Consider the following 19,134-nt stretch of genomic DNA (forward strand, 5'->3'; position numbering starts at 1 on the left):
ATTGCTGGGGCTGCTTCGCAGCCCTTTCGCGACACAAGGCCGCTCCCACAAAAGAGAGTGCATTTCTGCGAGGCCGTATAGCGTCTTCCCTTTGGATCCATTCCCATTCGCAAAAACCCCGTGCGTTTCGCCTGACCTTGAGTACAATCGTCAGCTTTTTCCGGGCCTCCCGCCCCGCTGGAACTCTCGATGCTGACCGGTAGCTACTCCTCTTCGCTGGTGTTGATTTCGCTGTGCGTGGCGATTCTGGCGTCCTATACCGCCCTTGACCTGACCGGCCGCATCGCCACGGCCAAAGGCCGGGCTGCCTGCCTGTGGATGGGGGGTGGCGCGTTGGCCATGGGCATCGGCGTGTGGTCGATGCACTTCATCGGCATGCTCGCCTTCAGCCTGCCCATCGACCTGGGCTACGACCTTGCCCTGACCGCGTTCTCGCTGCTGATTGCCGTGTTGTCCTCGGGCTTTGCCTTGTGGCTGGTCAGCCAGCCAAGCCTGCCGTGGCAGCAATTGGCATTTGGCGCACTGATCATGGGCACCGGCATTGCCTGCATGCACTACACCGGTATGGCCGCGCTGCGCATGCTGCCGGGCATCGACTATGACCCGACGCTGTTCGGGGCCTCGCTGCTGATTGCCGTGGCCGCCTCGGCAGCGGCGTTGTGGATCGCCTTCCGTCTGCGCGCGCATACTCCTTATGTGAGGCAGATTCGCGGCCTGGCGGCGGTGGTGATGGGCTTTGCCATCGTTGGCATGCACTACACCGGCATGGCCGCGGCGAATTTCCCCGAAGGCAGCTTCTGCGGTGCGCTGGCAGCGGGAGGCCTGCAAGGCGACGGCCTGGTCTACCTGGTACTGATCACCACGCTGGCGGTACTGGCGGTGGCCTTGCTCACCTCGGTACTGGATGCCCGCCTGGAAGCGCGCACCGCCGAGCTGGCCCGCTCGCTGACGCTGGCAAATCAGGAACTGACCCAGCTGGCCCTGCACGACACGCTCACCGACCTGCCCAACCGTACGTTGCTGGCCGACCGCATCGAGCAGGCCATTGCCAAGGTAGCGGAGCAGGGCGGCTGCTTTGCCCTGATGTTCATCGACTTGGACGGCTTCAAGCCAGTCAACGATGCTTTCGGCCACCACATCGGCGACTTGCTGCTCAAGGCCGTGGCGGCGCGCCTGCGCGGGCACCTGCACAGCCAGGACACGTTGGCGCGCATCGGTGGCGACGAATTCGTGCTGCTGGTGGAGCTGCGCGAGCCGAACGATGCCATGGATGTGGCGGTCAAGCAGGTCAACCTGGTGTCACGGCCATTCCGCGTGGCCGAGCATGACCTGCAGCTGACAGCGAGCCTGGGCATCGTCCTGTACCCGGGCAATGGCCTGGACCAGCATGAGCTGCTGCGCAATGCCGACGCTGCCATGTATCACGCCAAGAGCGCCGGCAAGAATGGCTACAGCTTCTTCGACGCGTCGATGAACAGCAACGCCCGCCAGCAATTGCAGCTACTGCAGGACCTGCGCCAGGCCCTGGAGCAGCGCCAGTTCCGCCTGCACTACCAGCCCAAGTTCGACGCCCAGAATTGCCAGCCGATCGGTGCCGAGGCCTTGCTGCGCTGGGAGCACCCGCAGCAGGGCCTATTGCTGCCCGACCGTTTCATCGGCCTGGCAGAAAAGACTGGCCTGATCATCCCCATTGGCGAATGGGTGCTCATCGAGGCTTGCCGGCAGATGCGTCAGTGGCTGGACCAGGGGCACCACGGCTGGCGCATGGCGGTGAACCTGTCGGCCATCCAGTTCTGCCATGCCGGGCTGGTCGAGAGCGTGGCCCGAGCCCTGCAGCAGAACAGCCTGCCGGCCAACTGCCTGACCCTGGAAATTACCGAAACCACCGCCATGCACGACGCCGATGCCAGCCTGACGGTGCTGCAACGGTTGTCCGACATGGGCGTGGACCTGTCTATCGATGACTTCGGCACCGGCTATTCCAGCCTGATGTACCTCAAGCGCCTGCCGGCCAACGAGCTGAAGATCGACCGCGGTTTCGTGCGCGACCTGGAGCAGGACAGCGACGATGCGGCGATCGTTTCGGCAATCGTGGCGCTGGGCCAGGCGCTGGGGCTGCGCATCGTTGCCGAAGGGGTGGAGACCGACAGGCAGCAGGACTTCCTGACCCGCCTGGGCTGCGATTCGCTGCAAGGCTACCTGCTGGGCCAGCCGGTGCCGGCCGAGCAGTTCATGGGCAAGTTGCAGGCCATGCGCCAGGAAAGTACCGCAGCGGGCTAGACCGCGTCGCGCAGGGTGAAGGCGGGAATGAAAGTATCCATCTCCGCCTCGACGGCCTCGATGATGCGCTCTACGTCGGCGGCGGCCATGATTGCCGAGCAGGGGATGCCGGCAATCGCCAGCAGGGTTTCGCCGGTGGCGCGGTCGAACAGCCGCGCGACCATGCTGCGTGGCGCATCCATGCTGGCTTCGAAGCCCAGCGGGTGGAAATGCCAGCGCATCACCTGGCAGGCGTTGGGGAACGTCATCTTGTTCATGCCAGCCTCCTTGTTCGTACCTGGACGTGGTGAGCGGGTGGCCACATCGATGCGGCCGCCGGGAAGGTAACCATAGCACCTGTGACGCACTATTCTCGGCGGCCAATAAGACAAATTCACTGATGCATGACAGAGGTCACATCTTTGTCATGGACGGCATTTTGCGCAGGCCCGCAAGGCAAACGTTTTCCTGGCATGTTGACGGCAGATAACCCGCCAGGTGCTGCCAATTTGATCGAATTTGCCGCGCGATGTTTTCGGACGAGCGGTGTGATCAGCCGAGCAACCCGGCAGCGATATTGATGGTGAATCCCAAAATCGCCGTATTGAACACGAACCCCACCAGCGAATGCGCCAGCACCACCCGCCGTAGCCCCCGCCCAGCGACGCCCACGTCGGAGGTTTGTACCGCCACGCTGATGGTGAACGAGAAGTAGTGGAAGTCCCAGTAATCGGGGTTGCGTTCGCCATCGGCGAAGCGCAGCGGCGGTTCGTGGTTTTGTCCGGTATAGAACAGCCGCGCGTAGTGCAGGCTGAAAATGCAGCCGATCAACAGCCAGGAACCGGCCACGGTCAGGCCGGTGTAGAGGTAGTGCACGACCAGCGCCGTGCCTTGCAGGCCACGGCTGGACACCAGTTGCAGGGTGACGGCGGCGAGGCTGGCGATGGCGGCGATGCACACGGTGAGCAGGACCAGGCCGGCGTTTTCGTCTTCGACGCGGGCGACCTTGCGTACCTTTTCCGCATTGGCGCTCAAGGTCAGGTAGAGCACCAGCAGCAGGTACAGCCATACGCCAAGGTTCCAGCCGGCGAGGATGTGCTGCACGCTGTCGCTGGCGGGGATCAGCCAGGCGCCGAGCAGGCCGACCACAGTGGCGATGCTCAGGCGCGGGTGGGTGTGGGTCAGGCGGTGGAAAGCCATGGGGCCTCGTTTTCGGGGGTATGGCTACCACTCTAGCCGGTCATTACAAAGATGAGGGACATGCTCGGGTCCATTGTGGGAGCGGGCGAGCCCGCGAAGCAGCCACCGCGGTGGCTGGCAAGTACCCTGTGGGAGCGGCTTTAGCCGCGAACACCGGCGCAGCCGGTGCCATGCACCGCGTTGGATTCTTCGCGGCTAATGCCGCTCCCACAGGGTATGCGGTGTGCTCACTGTTTCTTTGCTGCCGCCCATCGCGCGGCATTGCAACTCTCAGTACACTGCACGCTCCAACACCAACATCCGTTGAACTCGAGGTTTCTGCATGACGCTCAGTCCTTTGGCAGGCAAGCCGGCTCCGGCCAGCGTGCTGGTCGATATTCCCCGACTGCTCACCGCCTACTACACCGGCCGCCCCGACGCTGCCGTGGCGGCCCAGCGGGTGGCCTTCGGCACCTCGGGGCACCGGGGCACTTCGCTTGAATTGAGTTTCAACGAGTACCACGTCCTGGCCATTACCCAGGCCATCTGCCTGTATCGCCAGGAGAAGGGCATCGATGGCCCGCTGTTCATCGGCGCCGACACCCACGCACTGTCGGCACCGGCTACCGCCAGCGCCCTGGAAGTGCTGGCTGCCAATGGCGTGCAGGTAATGCTGTCCAAGGACGACGAATACACCCCAACACCAGCGGTTTCCCATGCCATCCTCTGCCATAACCGTGGCCGCGAGCAGGGCCTGGCCGACGGCATCGTCATCACCCCGTCGCACAACCCGCCGCAAAGCGGTGGCTTCAAGTACAACCCACCCAATGGCGGCCCGGCCGACAGCGACGTGACCAAGTGGATCGAGGCCAAGGCCAACGAACTGCTGGCCGCTGACCTGACGGGGGTCAAGCGCATGGACCATGCCCAGGCGCTGCAGGCATCCACCACCCAGCGCCACGACTACGTGAGCAACTACGTGGCCGACCTGGAAAACGTCATCGACTTCGACGTCATCCGCGGCGCCAAGCTGCGCCTGGGCGTCGATCCGCTGGGCGGGGCAGGGGTGCGCTACTGGTCGGCGATCGCCAAGCATTACCAGCTCGACCTGGAAGTGGTGAACACCGAGGTCGACCCGACCTTCCGCTTCATGACTGTCGACTGGGACGGCCAGATCCGCATGGACCCTTCCTCGCCCTATGCCATGCAGGGCCTGATCGGCCTGCGCGAACGCTTCGACGTGGCCTTCGCCTGCGACCCGGACCACGATCGCCATGGCATCGTCACCCCCGATGGCCTGCTGCAGCCGAACAACTACCTGGCCGTGGCCATCGACTACCTGTACCGCCACCGCCCGCAATGGCGCAGCGATGCCGCCGTCGGCAAGACCGTGGTGTCCAGTGGCCTGATCGATCGCGTCACCCAGCGCCTGGGCCGTGAACTGTACGAAGTGCCGGTGGGCTTCAAGTTCTTCGCCCAGGGCCTGTTCGACGGCACGCTGGGCTTTGGTGGCGAGGAAAGTGCGGGGGCCTCGTTCCTGCGCCGCGATGGCTCGGTCTGGGCTACCGACAAGGACGGGCTGATCCCGGCCTTGCTGGCTGCCGAGATGACCGCCCGCACCGGGCGCAACCCGAGCCAGGCCTACGCCGACCTGACCGAGGCGCTGGGCAAGCCGTTCGCCACCCGTGTCGAAGCCAAGGCCGATGCCCGGCAGAAGGCTTTGCTGAGCAAGCTGGCGCCGGAGCAGGTGCGGTCGACCGAGCTGGCGGGTGAGCCGATCGTGCAGATCCTCAGCCATGCACCGGGCAACGGCCAGGCGATCGGTGGGCTGAAGGTGATGACCGCCAATGGCTGGTTCGCCGCGCGCCCTTCTGGCACCGAGGATATCTACAAGATCTACGCCGAAAGCTTCATCGACGAGGCGCACCTGCAGCGCCTGGTGCAGGAAGCGCAGGTGCTGGTGGATGCGGCGATTGCCTGACTGGTAACAAACCGCTTGGTTCTGCGGCACGGTGTAAATTAGAATTAATCTTATTTACGCCACCGCAGGGCCTTCCCCATGATCGACGCCGCGCCGCCACCGGAGCATAGCCTGCCTGCCCTGTACCGGGAACACCGCGGCTGGCTGGAAACCTGGCTGCGGCGGCGCATGGGCAATGCCTGGGATGCCGCCGACCTCAGCCAGGATACCTTCCTGCGTATCCTGGCCAGCGCCCAGCCGCTGGCAGACATTCGCGAACCGCGTGCCTACCTGCTGACCGTGGGCAAGCGCCTGCTGAGCAACTTCCACCAGCGGCGCAGCCTGGAACAAGCCTACCTCGATGCACTGGCGCAGTTGCCCGAGCAGCATGTGCCCTCGCCAGAGCAGCGTTGGGTACTGCTGGAAACCCTGCAAGCCCTCGACGAGTTGCTCGACGGCCTCAAGGCGCCGGTACGCAAGGCCTTTCTCTGGAGCCAGCTGGAGGGCCTGGGCTATGCCGAGATCGGCAAGCGCCTGGGCGTTTGCGAGCGCTCGGTCAAACGCTACATGGCGCAGGCCTACGAGCATTGCCTGCTGGCCGAACTGTAATGACCAGCCATTCCCCCGAAACCCGCGAGGCACTGCAGGCCGCCGCGCGCTGGCTGGCGCTGGTGGACTCTGGCGCTGCCAGCGAGGGTGACCTGCAGCGCCTGGAACAATGGCGCACCAGTAGCACCTTGCACGAACACGCCTGGCAAAAGGCACTGCTGTTGCGCCAGCGCTTTTCCGCGCTACCCGGCGCATTGGCCATGGCCACCCTGGACCGCCCGGATACCGGCCGCCGGGCGCTGCTCAAGCAGGCCCTGGGCGTGGCTGCATTGTTGCCGGCGGCCTGGCTGGCAAGCCGCGAATTGCCGCTGGAGGCCTGGGCCGCCGACATGCGCACCGCGGTCGGGGAGCGCCGGCAGGTGCTGCTGAGCGATGGCACATTCGTGCAGTTGAACACCGACAGTGCGGTGGATATCGACCTGGGCGCGCGTCGCCTGACATTGCTGCGTGGCGAAGTGGCAGTCAGGTTGCCCGGCAACCTGAGCCTGACGTTGCAGGTGCCCTATGGCCAGGTCGCGCTGGATGCTGGCGAGGTGTGCTTGCGCCTGGTCGATCAGGCTTGCCGGGCATCGGTGCTCAAGGGCACGGCCAACCTGCAGCCGCGGCAAGGCCCGGCGCTGCTGCTGCAGGCCGGGCAGCAGGCCAGCCTGCAAGTGGCCGGGGTTGGCCCTGTCACCGGCCTGGACGCATGGCTGCTGGGCTGGCGCGAAGGGGTACTGCGGCTGGAGGACCGCCCGTTGGGCGAGCTGCTGCACGAGCTGCGCAGGTACCGACCCGGCGTGCTGCGCTGGGCGCCCGAACTGGAGGCCCTGCGCGTGACCGGTACGTTCCGCCTCGACGACACCGACCAGGTGCTGGCCTTGCTCGCCGCCAGCCTGCCGTTGCAGGTTCACACGCGCACGCGTTACTGGGTGAGCCTGGCCGCGCGGGAAAATCGCGCATGAGGCTGTCCCCTTTTTTTCGCTCACCGGTCATTACCGGTAGGAGCAAATAAAGGGGAGCCTTGTTCAATGCCTGTTGTCATGTCCAGCCGCCTGCGCCCACTGGCGCGTGCGGCACATCCGTTGTTCGCCATGAGCCTGTTGTTGTGTGCACCGGCCTGGGCCGATGAACCTGCCCGGCGCAGCTATCAGGTGCCAGCCGCCAGCCTGGGTGCGGCACTTACCCAGTTTGCCGACCAGGCCGGGGTCAGCCTGTCGCTGGACCCGGCGCTGGTCAACGGCCGGCAGAGCAATGGCCTGTCCGGCAGCTACAGCGTCGACGAAGGCTTCACCCAGCTGCTGCGCGGCAGCGGCCTGCAGTTGCTGCCGGTGGGCGAGGGCGCTTTCACATTGATGCCGGCACCCCAGGCGGGTGGTGCGCTGGAAATCGCCCCGACCAGCATCGTCGGTGGCCTGGCCGCAGGCAACGAAACGCAACCCTATGCCGGTGGCCAAGTGGCCCGTCAGGGTTCACAGGGCCTGCTCGGCACGCGCGACTTCATGGAAACCCCGTTCAGCATCACCAGCTACACCAGCGAACTGGTGAAGAACCAGCAGGCGCGAACCTTGGGCGAGCTGATCGCCAGCGACCCATCGGTACGCGCCACCAACCCGGCGGGTGGGCGCTTCGAGCAGTTCACCATTCGCGGCTTCAGCCTGTTCAACAGTGATGTGGCCTACAACGGCCTGTACGGCATCCTGCCGACCTACTCGATCGACATGGAAATGGCCGACCGGGTCGACATCATCAAAGGCCCCAGCCAGCTGATCAACGGCATTTCGCCGCGAGGCAGTGTCGGCGGCGGCATCAATGTGCAGCCCAAGCGGGCCGGCGACCAGCCGCTCACCGAGTTTACCGGCAGCTACGCCTCGGCGGGTCAGGCAGGCGGTGCGGTGGACGTTGGCCGGCGCTTTGGCGAAGGCCAGCAGTTCGGCGTGCGCTTCAATGGCGTGAAACAGGCGGGCGATACCGAATGGGAGCACCAGCGTGTCGAACGTGAAATGGCGGTGTTGGGCCTGGACTTTCGAGGCGAGCGCCTGCGGCTTTCGGCGGACCTTGGCCATACCGAGCGCGATACCGATGCACCGCAGGAGCGGGTGCTGGTCGGTGCCAATGCCAAGGTGCCGGATGCCAACGACGTACGCCACAACTACGCCCAGGCCTGGAGCAAGGCGCGCACCAACGACACCTTCGGTGCGCTGCATGCCGAGTACGATATCAGCGAGTCGCTGCTGGCCTATGGCGCGGTCGGCGCGCGCAAGAGCAACCATGACTTCCTGCGCCACAACGTGTCCATCAGCAACGATGCCGGCGACTTCACCGTGCAGCCGCGCGACTTCACCCGGGATGAAAGCGTGCGTACCGCCATGGCCGGCGTGCGCAACTGGTTCCATACCGGGCCGGTCAGCCACGAACTGAACCTGGCCGCCACCTACTTCTACATGGACTTCACCAACGGCGGCGCCCGCTATGCCTCGGCGCCCAGTAACCTCTACCACCCGGTGGCCACGCCGACACCGGGCACGCCAACCCGCATCGACCCTGAGGTGTACACGGAAAACCGCTTTTCCGGCGTGGCCCTGGCCGACACCCTGGGCTTCTTCGATGACCGCCTGCTGCTGACCCTGGGCGCGCGTTGGCAGCGGGTGCAGGTGGATGACTGGAGCGACGGCATCAAGGGGGATACCGCCTACGATGAAGAGAAGGTGTCGCCCTCGGGCGGCGTGCTGCTCAAGGTTACCGACCAGCTGTCGTTGTATGCCAACTACATGGAGGGCCTGAGCCAAGGCAAGATTGCGCCGTCGACATCGGTCAACGAAGACCAGATCTTCCCGCCGTTCACCAGCCGCCAGGTCGAGGTGGGGGCCAAGTACGACCTGGGCCAGGTCGCCTTTACCGCCAGTGCCTTCCGCATCCGCCAGCCCGCCTACGAAACCAACCCCACGTCGCGGGTGTTCGGACCCAATGGCAAGCGCGACAACCGCGGTATCGAACTGAGCGTGTTCGGCGAGCCCGTGCAAGGCGTGCGTGTGCTGGGCGGGGTGATGTACATCGACAGCGAACTGACCGACACCATCGGTGGCGCCTACGATGGCAACCGCGCGCCGGCCACGCCCGAGTACAACGTCAACCTTGGTGCCGAATGGGACGTGCCTGGGGTGAACGGCCTGACCCTGACGGCGCGGGGCATCCACTCGAGCTCGCAGTACCTGGACCAGAACAACAGCAAGCAGATCGACGGTTGGGAGCGTTACGACCTGGGGGCGCGTTATGCGTTCAAGGTGGATGCCACCCAGGTTACCTTGCGCGCCAGTGTCGAGAACGTGCTGGACGACCGCTACTGGAGCTCGGCCGGAGCTTCGGATGACAGCGAGCCGGGGCTGACGCTGTCTACGCCGCGTACCTACCTGCTGTCGGCGACAGTGGGTTTCTAGCCCATTTCAAAAGTGGGCGCGTTCCCTGTAGGAGCGGCCTTGTGTCGCGAAAGGGCTGCAAAGCAGCCCCAGCAATTTCAAGTGTTGCGCATCAATCCTGGGGCCGCGTTGCGGCCCTTTCGCGACACAAGGCCGCTCCTACAGGTTGAACCGATCGATCAGACCGAATCTGGCACCACGGCGATCACATCGATCTCCATCAGCCACTCGGCCTGGGCCAACCCGGCCACCACCAGCCCGGTGGAAATCGGGAACACGCCCTTGAGCCACTTGCCTACCTCCTTGTACACCGGCTCGCGGAAGCGCGGGTCGGTGATGTAGGTGGTGGTCTTGACGATGTGCGACAGGTCCGAGCCGGCTTCTTCGAGCAGTTGCTTGACGTTCTTCATTGCCTGCTCGGTCTGCGCCCGTGGGTCACCCAGGCCCACCAGGTTGCCTTCGAAGTCGGTGCCGACCTGGCCGCGCACGTAGATAGTGTTGCCGGCGCGCACCGCCTGGCACAGGTCGTTGTCCAGGGTCTGGTTGGGGTAGGTGGCCTTGGTGTTGAACATGCGGATGCGGGTATGAGTAGGCATCAGTGGGCTCCGAGGGTGCTGACGTTGCTGATCTTGGGTTGCTGCTGCTCATCCGCTGCGCGTTGTTCGCGGTCGCGGTAGGCGGCATAGGTGCGTTGCGTGGCGATGTGGCCGGCGACGTGCTTGGCGTCGTGCCACACGCCCCAGATGAACGACGAGCCACGACGCGACAGCCACGGCAGGCCAAGGAAGTACACACCCGGCTCGCGGGCCACGCCGCGTTGGTGCTGGGGCTTGCCGTTGGCGTCGAAGGTGTCGACCTGCAGCCAGCTGAAGTCGACACCGTAACCGGTGGCCCAGATGATGCTGGTGACACCGGCCTTGGCCAGGTCCAGTTGCTGCAGCGGGTTGCGCATGCACTCAGGGTCGGCCAGGCGTTTGCGGGCTTCGGGCTCTTCCGGCAGGTCCAGGCCGTTGCGTTCGATATAGGCATCGGCGGCATCCAGCAGGGCCAGGTAGTTTTCGTCGCCGCGGTTGATGTTCTCGACCAGGTTGTCCTGGAAGCGCGCCACGCCGTTCTCGAACGACTGGGTCAGGCCGACCAAGGTCATGCCCTGGTGGGCGAGGGCGCGGAAGTCCACGGTGTGGCCGCCACGGGCGCCACTGACGGCAATGGTCACGTGCTCGCGGCCAGGCTTGGCGATTTCCGCATCCCACTCACCCAGCACGCCCAGCCACCAGCAGAAGTCACGGTTGCGGTAAGCGCGTGGCGGGCGATCGTGGGCGCCGACCGAGAGGTACACCTGGCGCCCGGCACGCATCAGTTCTTCGGCGATCTGCACGCCGGAGGAGCCGGCGCCGACCACCAGCACAGCGCCTTCTGGCAACTGCTCGGGGTTGTAATAGGCAGCGGAGTGGATCTGGTGCAGGTTGCTGTCTTTCGGCGCGATGGCCGGGATTACCGGCTTCTGGAACGGGCCGGTGGCGGCGACCACGCGGTTGGCGCGAATCACGCCTTCATTGGTTTCGATGGTAAAACCGGGGCGGTCGCTGTTGCGCAGCACTTTCTTCACTTCGATGCCGGTGCGTACGGGCAGGTTGTACTTGCGTACGTACTGCTCGAAGTAGTCGGCCACCTGGTCCTTGCCGGCGAAGGCGTCGGCGTCGAGGTTGAATTCCAGCCCCGGGAAGCGGTCGTGCCATACCGGGCCGTTGGCCACCAGCGAGTCCCAGCGGCCGGTGCGCCAGGCCTCGGCGATACGCTTGCGCTCCAGCACCAGGTGCGGCACGCCAAGCTTGCTCAGGTGTTCGCTCATGGCCACGCCGGCTTGGCCGGCGCCGACGACGAGGGTGTCGATTTCGAGGTTGTTCAGTGTCATGTCCGAGCCCTTGTTCAGGCGGTTTTTGTCAGGTCGGTTTGGAGGACCGCCGTTGCCTGGGGCCAGACTAGGGATGCCGTGGAAATGGCGAAAATAGTATTTAGCTGGGGCTTGCCGATAAAACGGCGAAGGCCCTGGATTCTGTGGCTTGCGAGTTGGACGCCAAGGGGCCGCGCGCTGTGCCGACAGGAATAATTGGCCCGAAACAGATGTAGGAGCAGCCTTGTGCTGCGAAGCGCCGCGCGGGCGGCGCTCGATCTCAGCCAGAGCAAAGTTTTTTCCTGCCTAACCCCTCGGAAAAAGGTCGTTTCGCCGGCCGAAAGGTTCAACCCAGAATGCCGTGTATCGCACAGCACAACAGGAACCATGACATGACTTTTTCCATCATCGGTCGTTGCCAGGAAACCGGCCAGGTCGGTATCGCCATCAGCTCTTCGAGCATCGCCGTGGGCGCCCGCTGCCCGTGGGTACGTGCCGGTGTGGGCGCGGTCGCCACCCAGAACATCACCTTGCCGGCGCTGGGCCCGCAGATTCTCGATGCCCTGGAACAGGGCCAGTTGCCGCCTGCCGCTGCGCTGGACCGGGTGCTGAGCGCCAATGGTTGGAGCGAGTACCGCCAGGTCACCGTAATCGATAGCAATGGCCAGGTGGCGCTGTTCACCGGCAAGGAAGCCCTTGGCACCAACCACGCCGTGGCCGGTGAGCAATGTGCGGCGGCAGGCAACCTGTTGGCCTCGACCCAGGTGATCGAGGCGATGGTGCAGGCCTTTGAACAAGCCGGCGGGCATCTGGCCGACCGCCTGCTGGCGGCCATGCACGCGGCGATGGCCGCAGGTGGCGAGGCGGGGCCTGTGCACTCGGCGGCGTTGAAGATTGCCGGCGAACTGACCTGGCCACTGGTGGACCTGCGTGTGGACTGGGCCGAAGCAGACCCGATCGGTGTGCTCGATGGCCTGTGGCAGGCGTATCGGCCGCAGATGCAGGACTACGTCACCCGCGCCCTCAACCCGACTGCCGCGCCAAGCTACGGGGTGCCGGGCGATGAGTGAATTTGCCAGTCGCGCGCTGCTGGCCAGGCTGATCGGCTTTGCCACGGTCAGCCGGGATTCCAACCTCGAACTGATCAGCTTCATCCGCGACTACCTGGCCGAGCTGGGGGTGGAAAGCGAACTGTTCCATAATCCGGAAGGCACCAAGGCCAACCTGTTCGCCACCATCGGCCCCCGGGACGTTGGCGGCGTGGTGTTGTCCGGGCATACCGATGTGGTGCCGGTGGACGGCCAGGCCTGGACAGTCGAGCCGTTTGCCCTGAGTGAGCGCGACGGGCGTCTGTATGGCCGTGGTACGGCCGACATGAAAGGCTTCATCGCTTCGGTGCTGGCGGCTGTACCGGCGTTTCTCGCACAGCCGTTGCGCATGCCGGTGCACCTGGCGTTCTCCTACGACGAGGAAGTCGGCTGCCTGGGGGTGCGCTCGATGCTGGCCGCGCTGGAGCAGCGCCCGCACAAGCCACGGTTGTGCCTGATTGGCGAACCCACCGAACTCAAGCCGGTGCTGGGGCACAAGGGCAAGCTGGCGATGCGTTGCCAGGTGCATGGCGCGGCCTGCCACTCGGCGTATGCGCCGTATGGGGTGAATGCCATCGAGTATGCGGCGAAGCTGATCGGCAAGCTCGGTGATATCGGTGATGCCCTGGCGTTGCCGGAGCATCACGACGAGCGCTTCGACCCACCGTTCTCCACTGTGCAGACCGGTGTGATCAAAGGGGGCAGGGCGCTGAACATCGTGCCGGCGGAATGCGAATTCGATTTCGAAGTGCGGGCTTTGCCGGGGTTCGAGGCGCAGGCAGTGGCCGACCAGTTGCAAACCTATGCCGAGGCCGAACTGCTACCGCGCATGCGCAAGGTCAACGCCGCAAGCGCCATTCGCCTGCAGCCGTTGAGTGCATATCCGGGGCTGGCCACGCCAGCGGATAGCGAGGCGGCAGGCCTGGTGGCGTTGCTCAGTGGCTCGGATGAGTTTGGTACGGTGGCGTTTGGTACCGAAGGTGGGCTGTTCGACCAGGCGGGCATCCCGACTGTGGTGTGCGGGCCTGGGAGCATGGACCAGGGGCACAAGCCGGATGAGTTCGTCAGTGTCGAGCAGTTGCGGGGGTGTGATGCCATGTTGCTGAGGCTGGTGGATTACCTCAGGCAGGGTTGATTGCGCTGACCTCTTCGCGGGTAAACCCGCTCCCACAGGACCTCGTCAGTCTCAAGGGCTGTGCAGTACCTGTGGGAGCGGGTTCACCCGCGAATGGGCCGCAGCGCGGCCCCGGATATTCAGAAGGTAGCCTTGACCTGCAGGCCAACCACCAGCGCGTTGTCGATGTCCTTCCCGGAGAACGCGCCCGGCTCGATGATGTACTGCACATCCGGGCGCAGATTCAGCCACGGCGTGGCCTGGTAGCCATAGCTCAGCTCGACCAGCTGCTCGGCGCTGTCGATATCGGGGAACTGCTGCCCGGCATCGAACGCGGCATCTTCCAGCACGTCGCGGCTACGCGGGTTGGGTACGGCACGGCCATAGCCCAGGGCCACAGTATCCTTCGCGCGGCCTGCGAACGGCTTGTACAGCACCACGCCGGCGCCATACCACTTGGTGAATGGCGAGGCGGCCTTGCTCGACGCCGAGTACTGGCCGAAGGCATGCAGGCTGCGGCCCGGCAAGCCCTGGTCGTTCCACACCGCCTGGTCGACCAGCAGGTAGTGGCCGCCACGGCCGGACACTTCCTCGTCGCTGCCGATGCGCTTCACGTCGGAGCTGTCGTAGTAGTAGCCCAGTTTGTACTCGCCAGGCAGCTCGCCCTGCAGCTTGTAGACCAGCTCTACCGGTACCACGGTGCCGGTGGTGTGCTTGGGGCCCAGGTGCCAGGCGCGGCTGGAGTTGCCATTGCTTTCCGGGTCGACGTTGAACGCCGCCACACGCAGTTGCCAGGATGGCGACAGGTCGTACTTCACCCGTACGCCCAGGTGGGCATTGGGGTAATTGGTCCAGCCACTGCCGCCAGACATGTTCAGCGGGTGGCCGCAGAAGCCGGCGTTCATGAAGTTGCACAGGATGCCACTGTCCAGGCCGCCGAGGTCGTTGCCCATGGCCATGTAGCCGAGCTTGACGTTGAGCGCCGGGGTGAACAGGGTACGCTCGTAGCTCAGCTCGGTCAGGCGGGTGTACAGGCCACCGAAGTTTTCCTGGATCGGCAGGCGGTTGCCCACCAGGTCTTCCGAGGCGCTGTTGCCGCGGCGGTCGTTGATGGTCAGCTGGACCTTGCCGCCGTTGTCCAGGCCATACAGTTTCGACAGGTCGAACTGCACGCCCAGTTTCAGGTTTTGCGAGTAGCGCGCCGAGCGGTGCAGGCCACCGTGGGCGTTGTAGGCGGTTTCGCCGCTGTAGTCGCCGGTGAACCTGACGCCGTCTTCTTCCAGCTGGTGACGCAGGCCGCCCCAGTCACCGGTCAGGGTGCTGCGGGTCATCAGGTCGCCGTCGGCCAGGGCGGTGCTGCTGGCGAGGGCCAGCAACAGGGTGGGGGTGATGCGAATTGCGGATGGCATTGCTGAATCTCGGGTTGTCTTCTAAGGCCTCTTCGCGGGTGAACCCGCTCCCACAGGATTTTCACTGCCCTTGCAAACTGTGCAGTTCCTGTGGGAGCGGGTTTACCCGCGAAGGGGGCGACGCGGTGTTACGGCAAGGCGTAAGAAATCACGTAGTCGCCACGGTCAGTCGACTGGCGCGCGCCGCCAGCCGTGACCACCACGTACTGCTTGCCGGTTTTCGGCGAAACGTAGGTCATCGGGCCGCCCTGGCTGCCCACTGGCAGGCGAGCCTTCCAGATTTCGTTGCCGTTGCTGCTGTCGTAGGCGCGCAGGTAGAAGTCCTGGGTGCCGGCGATGAACACCAGGCCGCCCTGGGTGGACAGGGTGCCGCCGAGGGTCGGCAGGCCGATCTTGATCGGCAAGTGCATGCGGATGCCGAGCGGGCCGGTGTCCTCGACGGTACCCACAGGTACCTGCCACGCCACCTGGCGGGTCTTCATGTCGATGGCGGTCAGGGTGCCGAATGGCGGCGCCTGGCACGGAATGCCGGCCACCGACAGGAAGCGGTTCTTGTTCACTGCATACGGGGTGCCCTTGAGCGGTACTGCACCCATGCCGGTGTTCAGCGCTTCGCCACCGGAAGCGGCACCGCCCTTGTTCTGCGACGGGATCATCTGGATCCACAGGCCCAGGCGCATGTCGTTGACGAAGATGAAACCATGTACCGGGTCGGTGGAAATGCTGCCCCAGTTCATGCCGCCCAGCGAACCCGGGAAGCTCAGCGACAGGTCGGTGCCCGGCGCGGTGTACAGGCCGTCGTAGCGCATTTTCTTGAAGTCGATGCGGCACAGCAGCTGGTCGTACGGGGTTGCGCCCCACATGTCCGATTCGGTCAGGGTCTGCGCGCCGATCTGCGGCATGCCCACCGACTTCGGCTGGGTTGGCGAGTACGGCTCGTTGGGGATGTTGCTTGGCTTGACCGGTACTTCGTCGACCTGGGTCAGCGGCTTGCCGGTGGCGCGGTCGAGCACGTAGATCTGCCCGGCCTTGGTGCCGATTACCACTGCAGGTACCGACTGGCCGTCGTCCTTGGTGAAATCGATCAGGCTCGGCTGCATCGGCAGGTCGAAGTCCCACAGGTCGTTGTGCACGGTCTGGAACACCCACTTCTGGTTGCCGGTGGTGGCGTCCAGCGCCAGTACCGAAGCGCCATAGGTGTGGTCCAGCTTGCTGCGTTCGACACCGTAGATGTCGGTGGACGACGAGCCCATCGGCAGGAACACCGTATTCATCGCCGGGTCGTAGGACATCGGGGCCCAGCTGTTGGGGGTGCTGCGCACATAGGTGCTGTCGCCCTGCGGAGCCTGGCGATCTTCCGGGTTGCCGGGGTCGAAGGCCCAGCGCATTTCACCCGTGATCACGTCGAAACCACGGATCACGCCGCCTGGCATGTCGGTCTGGACGTTGTCGGCGACGCGGCCGCCGACCACCACGGTGGTGCCGGCCATCAGTGGGGCCGAGGACAGCTGGTAGTAGGAGTCCGGCACATCGCCCAGGCCGGCCTTGAGGTCGACCTGGCCGTTGTTGCCGAAGCCCTGGCAGAACTCGCCGGTGTCGGCGTCGACGGCAATCAGGCGGCCATCGATGGTGTTGGTCAGCAGGCGACGCTGGCAGTTGGCACCGGCCGGTACGCTGGCCGCGGTGATTGGCGAGCTGTTCGGCTGGGTCGGCTGGGCGATGGCGGCAGTGGCGTCGAAGTAGGCCATGCCACGGCAACGCTGCCAGACCTTGGACTGGGCGTTGATCGCGTTCTTCCACAGTTCTTTGCCGGTGTCGGCATCAAGGGCGATCAGGTTGTTGTGCGGGGTGCAGATGAACACCTTGTTGCCGACCTGCAGCGGGGTCAGCTGGTCTTCGGCGCCGTTGCCGTCGCTGAGCGCCACGTCACCGGTGCGGTAGGTCCAGGCCACTTTCAGCTTGTTGACGTTGTCGCGGTTGATCTGGTCCAGCGCGGCGAAGCGGCTGCCACCTTCGGTGTTGCCGTAGTGAGCCCAGTCCTTCTGCGCCTTGCCGGCCTCGACCGGGGTCATGCCCGGGCCTTTACCGGTGGGGGCGACGCTGGGGTGGGCGACGAACATGTTGCCGGCGGCGATCACCAGCAGCACGGCCATCACCCCGGCAACGCCATAGGCACCGCGACCGGCGCTGGCGCCATTGGCACGGGCCAGCAGCGGGTAGACCAGTGCCACCACCATGCCGATTGCGCCGAACATGAACAGGCGCGAGAACAGCGGCCAGAACACCAGGCCTGCGTCGATCAGCGCCCAGATGGCAGTGCCGACCAGGAACGCCGCGTACAGCCAGGCGCCAGCCGGCTTGCGGCGAGCGATGAGAACGCCGGCGATGGCCATGGCCAGGCCGCCGATCAGGAAGTACCAGGAACCTCCCAGGCCGGCCAGCTTGACGCCGCCCGCAGCCAGGAGGAGGCCGAGCAGGGCGATGATCACGCCCAGGCCGACCAGGATGATGTTTGTGGCGCCAGAGGCGCGCGGTGTTTCTTTCATGCCAGGGATCTCAGCAGGTGGAATGCGCGCAGTGTAATCTCTTAGCTTGCTAATTAACAAGTTGGTACATAATTCTGTGGGGCGGATTGTCGCAGGGTTGAACTCTGCAAGGTGTGGCTAAAAGTCTAGATCATGCGCTTAAAATTGCAGTAAGCAGGGTGTTCATGTCGGCTGGTTAACCCGCATTCGATTTTCGATTACCGGATTCACGCCGGCCACGGCGTGCCGCTGCTGTAGAACACCGCGAGCCAGATGGTGGCGGTGCCGGGGGCGGTCCATTCCACGCGGTGGCGGTAATGCGGCGGGATGTCCAGGCAATCGCCCGGCGCCAGCAGGCGGGTATGGCTCTCGTGCTCGAAGCGCAGGCCGGCGGCGCCACTGAGCAGCACGATCCATTCGCCTTCGGCCTGGTCGTACCAGAAACCGGGCGGGCTGGCCTGGCCGCTGGAAACGATACGCTCCACACGCACACCCGGGCGGCTGAGCAGTTGATCGACCCGTTCGGAGCTGGTGGGGTCGCAAGGGGGCAGGGTAGTCAGCAGGTTGGTCGGGATCATGGAAAACCTCGCTTGGAAGGGGGTAGTTCCACTATGGACGCAATTGCCGTGCGCCGCGCTTCTTGACCGGCCCGGCTGTTTGTAAGAACTTTCCGGGATTTGGAAGACGGGCAACAAATGGACAAACTCCTGGCGATGAAAATGTTCGTGGCCACCGTCGATGCCCAAGGCTTTTCTGCCGCCGCACGCCAGCTTGGGCTGGCGACATCGTCGGTGACGCGCCTGGTCGATGCCCTGGAAGCGGCGTTGGGCGCCACCTTGCTCAACCGCTCCACGCGCCAGGTCAGCCTGACCGAGGCCGGCGCCCGTTATTACGAGCGCGCGCGGGGTATTTTCGAGGCCCTGGACGAGGCCGATGCCAGTGTCGCCGACCGGGGCGAGGAGCCTGTCGGTGTATTGCGCCTGTGCTTGCCGGTGGAGTTCGGCAGGCGGGTCATCGCCCCGCACCTGGGGCCGTTCCTGGCGCAACATCCGGCTCTGGAGCTGGACATCGACCTCAGCGACCGCCTGGATGACCTGCTTGACGGGCGCTATGACCTGTCGATCCGCCTGGGCGACCCCTCGCCCAATGACGAGCTGGTATGCCGCCAGCTGGGTCGCTTCCAGCGTTGGCTGGTGGCCAGCCCGGGCTACCTGGCCGGGCGTGACGCGCTGGAGCATCCGCGGCAGCTGCTCGAGCACGCCTGCCTGCGCTTTCGCTACGGGCAGAAAGGCCGCCCCTGGCGCCTGGCCCGTGGGCAGGACAGTCTGGAACTGGACGTGAGCGGGCCGTTGCGCAGTGCCAATGCCGACATGCTGCGCGAAACCGCACTGGCGGGCAGCGGCATCGCGCTGCTGGCCGACTGGCTGGTGCGTGAGGATGTGGCGGCCGGGCGCCTGCAGCGGCTGTTCCCCGATTGGCAGGCCAGCCCCGGCGCGGCCAATGACAGCATCAACGCCTTGTATCTGCCCAATCATCGTGGTTCACGGCGGGTGAATGCGTTCATCGACTTTTGCGAAAACCTGTTGCAGCGCAGCACCTAGTGTTGCGCAGTGCGCAAAGCCCTGTTGCGCCAGCGCTGGATTCTCGCCAGGAGTGCGTCTGGGTAAGGTGGCCGGCATATTCCAGCCATCGCCGAGGACAC

General features: G+C 65.0%; 15 protein-coding genes. 8 read left to right on the forward strand and 7 right to left on the reverse strand.

Going from position 1 to position 19,134, the window contains the following annotated elements:
- Nucleotides 1-189: 189 nt before the first annotated feature.
- Complete coding sequence (locus RR51_RS16995; RefSeq protein ID WP_039614188.1) at nt 190-2,280, forward strand: putative bifunctional diguanylate cyclase/phosphodiesterase; 2,091 nt, start codon at nt 190-192, stop codon at nt 2,278-2,280.
- Here RR51_RS16995 and RR51_RS17000 read toward each other — a convergent pair.
- Together RR51_RS17000 and RR51_RS17005 are read right to left on the reverse strand one after the other, a co-directional pair.
- The gene (locus RR51_RS17000) at nt 2,277-2,537 is read right to left on the reverse strand and encodes a DUF1652 domain-containing protein (RefSeq protein ID WP_039614189.1); all 261 of its coding nucleotides are present in this window, start codon (nt 2,535-2,537) and stop codon (nt 2,277-2,279) included. The genes RR51_RS16995 and RR51_RS17000 overlap by 4 nt on opposite strands.
- Nucleotides 2,538-2,811: 274 nt before the next feature.
- The gene (locus RR51_RS17005; RefSeq protein WP_013972973.1) at nt 2,812-3,459 is read right to left on the reverse strand and encodes a DUF1345 domain-containing protein; all 648 of its coding nucleotides are present in this window, start codon (nt 3,457-3,459) and stop codon (nt 2,812-2,814) included.
- A 322-nt stretch (nt 3,460-3,781) separates the two neighbouring features.
- Between RR51_RS17005 and pgm the strand changes: the two genes are divergently transcribed.
- From pgm to RR51_RS17025, 4 genes are all read left to right on the forward strand, one after another.
- Nucleotides 3,782-5,419: a phosphoglucomutase (alpha-D-glucose-1,6-bisphosphate-dependent) gene (gene pgm, locus RR51_RS17010; protein ID WP_039614190.1), complete on the forward strand. Its 1,638-nt coding sequence runs from the start codon at nt 3,782-3,784 to the stop codon at nt 5,417-5,419.
- A 78-nt stretch (nt 5,420-5,497) separates the two neighbouring features.
- Nucleotides 5,498-6,007, forward strand: a complete 510-nt coding sequence (locus RR51_RS17015) for a sigma-70 family RNA polymerase sigma factor (protein ID WP_013972971.1) — start codon at nt 5,498-5,500, stop codon at nt 6,005-6,007.
- Entirely contained in the window at nt 6,007-6,951 is a 945-nt protein-coding gene (locus RR51_RS17020; RefSeq protein ID WP_039614191.1) for a FecR domain-containing protein, read from the forward strand. The genes RR51_RS17015 and RR51_RS17020 overlap by 1 nt, the downstream gene beginning before the upstream one ends.
- A gap of 66 nt (nt 6,952-7,017) precedes the next feature.
- Nucleotides 7,018-9,423 carry a TonB-dependent receptor gene (locus RR51_RS17025; RefSeq protein WP_039614192.1) on the forward strand — a complete coding sequence of 802 codons (2,406 nt, stop codon included), beginning with the start codon at nt 7,018-7,020 and terminating at the stop codon, nt 9,421-9,423.
- Between the two features lie 158 nt (nt 9,424-9,581).
- Here RR51_RS17025 and RR51_RS17030 read toward each other — a convergent pair whose 3' ends face one another.
- Both RR51_RS17030 and RR51_RS17035 read right to left on the reverse strand, forming a co-directional pair.
- Complete coding sequence (locus RR51_RS17030; RefSeq protein WP_039614193.1) at nt 9,582-9,998, reverse strand: RidA family protein; 417 nt, start codon at nt 9,996-9,998, stop codon at nt 9,582-9,584.
- A complete protein-coding gene (locus RR51_RS17035) occupies nt 9,998-11,317 on the reverse strand; it encodes a flavin-containing monooxygenase (protein WP_015270678.1) in 1,320 nt (439 codons plus the stop codon). The genes RR51_RS17030 and RR51_RS17035 overlap by 1 nt, the downstream gene beginning before the upstream one ends.
- 371 nt (nt 11,318-11,688) lie before the next feature.
- Between RR51_RS17035 and RR51_RS17045 the strand changes: the two genes are divergently transcribed.
- Both RR51_RS17045 and argE read left to right on the forward strand, forming a co-directional pair.
- Nucleotides 11,689-12,366, forward strand: coding sequence for a DUF1028 domain-containing protein (locus RR51_RS17045; protein ID WP_039614195.1), 678 nt, complete (start codon nt 11,689-11,691; stop codon nt 12,364-12,366).
- The gene (gene argE, locus RR51_RS17050; protein ID WP_039614196.1) at nt 12,359-13,519 is read left to right on the forward strand and encodes an acetylornithine deacetylase; all 1,161 of its coding nucleotides are present in this window, start codon (nt 12,359-12,361) and stop codon (nt 13,517-13,519) included. Before RR51_RS17045 ends, argE begins: the two co-directional genes overlap by 8 nt.
- A gap of 119 nt (nt 13,520-13,638) precedes the next feature.
- Here the strand turns inward: argE and RR51_RS17055 are convergent, their stop codons facing one another.
- From RR51_RS17055 to RR51_RS17065, 3 genes are all read right to left on the reverse strand, one after another.
- Complete coding sequence (locus tag RR51_RS17055; RefSeq protein ID WP_039614197.1) at nt 13,639-14,907, reverse strand: carbohydrate porin; 1,269 nt, start codon at nt 14,905-14,907, stop codon at nt 13,639-13,641.
- A gap of 128 nt (nt 14,908-15,035) precedes the next feature.
- The gene (locus tag RR51_RS17060; RefSeq protein ID WP_023661444.1) at nt 15,036-17,453 is read right to left on the reverse strand and encodes a glucose/quinate/shikimate family membrane-bound PQQ-dependent dehydrogenase; all 2,418 of its coding nucleotides are present in this window, start codon (nt 17,451-17,453) and stop codon (nt 15,036-15,038) included.
- A 206-nt stretch (nt 17,454-17,659) separates the two neighbouring features.
- Nucleotides 17,660-18,010, reverse strand: coding sequence for a cupin (locus RR51_RS17065; protein WP_039614198.1), 351 nt, complete (start codon nt 18,008-18,010; stop codon nt 17,660-17,662).
- A 117-nt stretch (nt 18,011-18,127) separates the two neighbouring features.
- Between RR51_RS17065 and RR51_RS17070 the strand changes: the two genes are divergently transcribed.
- Nucleotides 18,128-19,033: a LysR family transcriptional regulator gene (locus RR51_RS17070; protein ID WP_039614199.1), complete on the forward strand. Its 906-nt coding sequence runs from the start codon at nt 18,128-18,130 to the stop codon at nt 19,031-19,033.
- Nucleotides 19,034-19,134: the final 101 nt, after the last annotated feature.

This window comes from Pseudomonas sp. C5pp (assembly GCF_000814065.1).
Classification (GTDB): Bacteria; Pseudomonadota; Gammaproteobacteria; order Pseudomonadales; family Pseudomonadaceae; genus Aquipseudomonas; species Aquipseudomonas asiatica.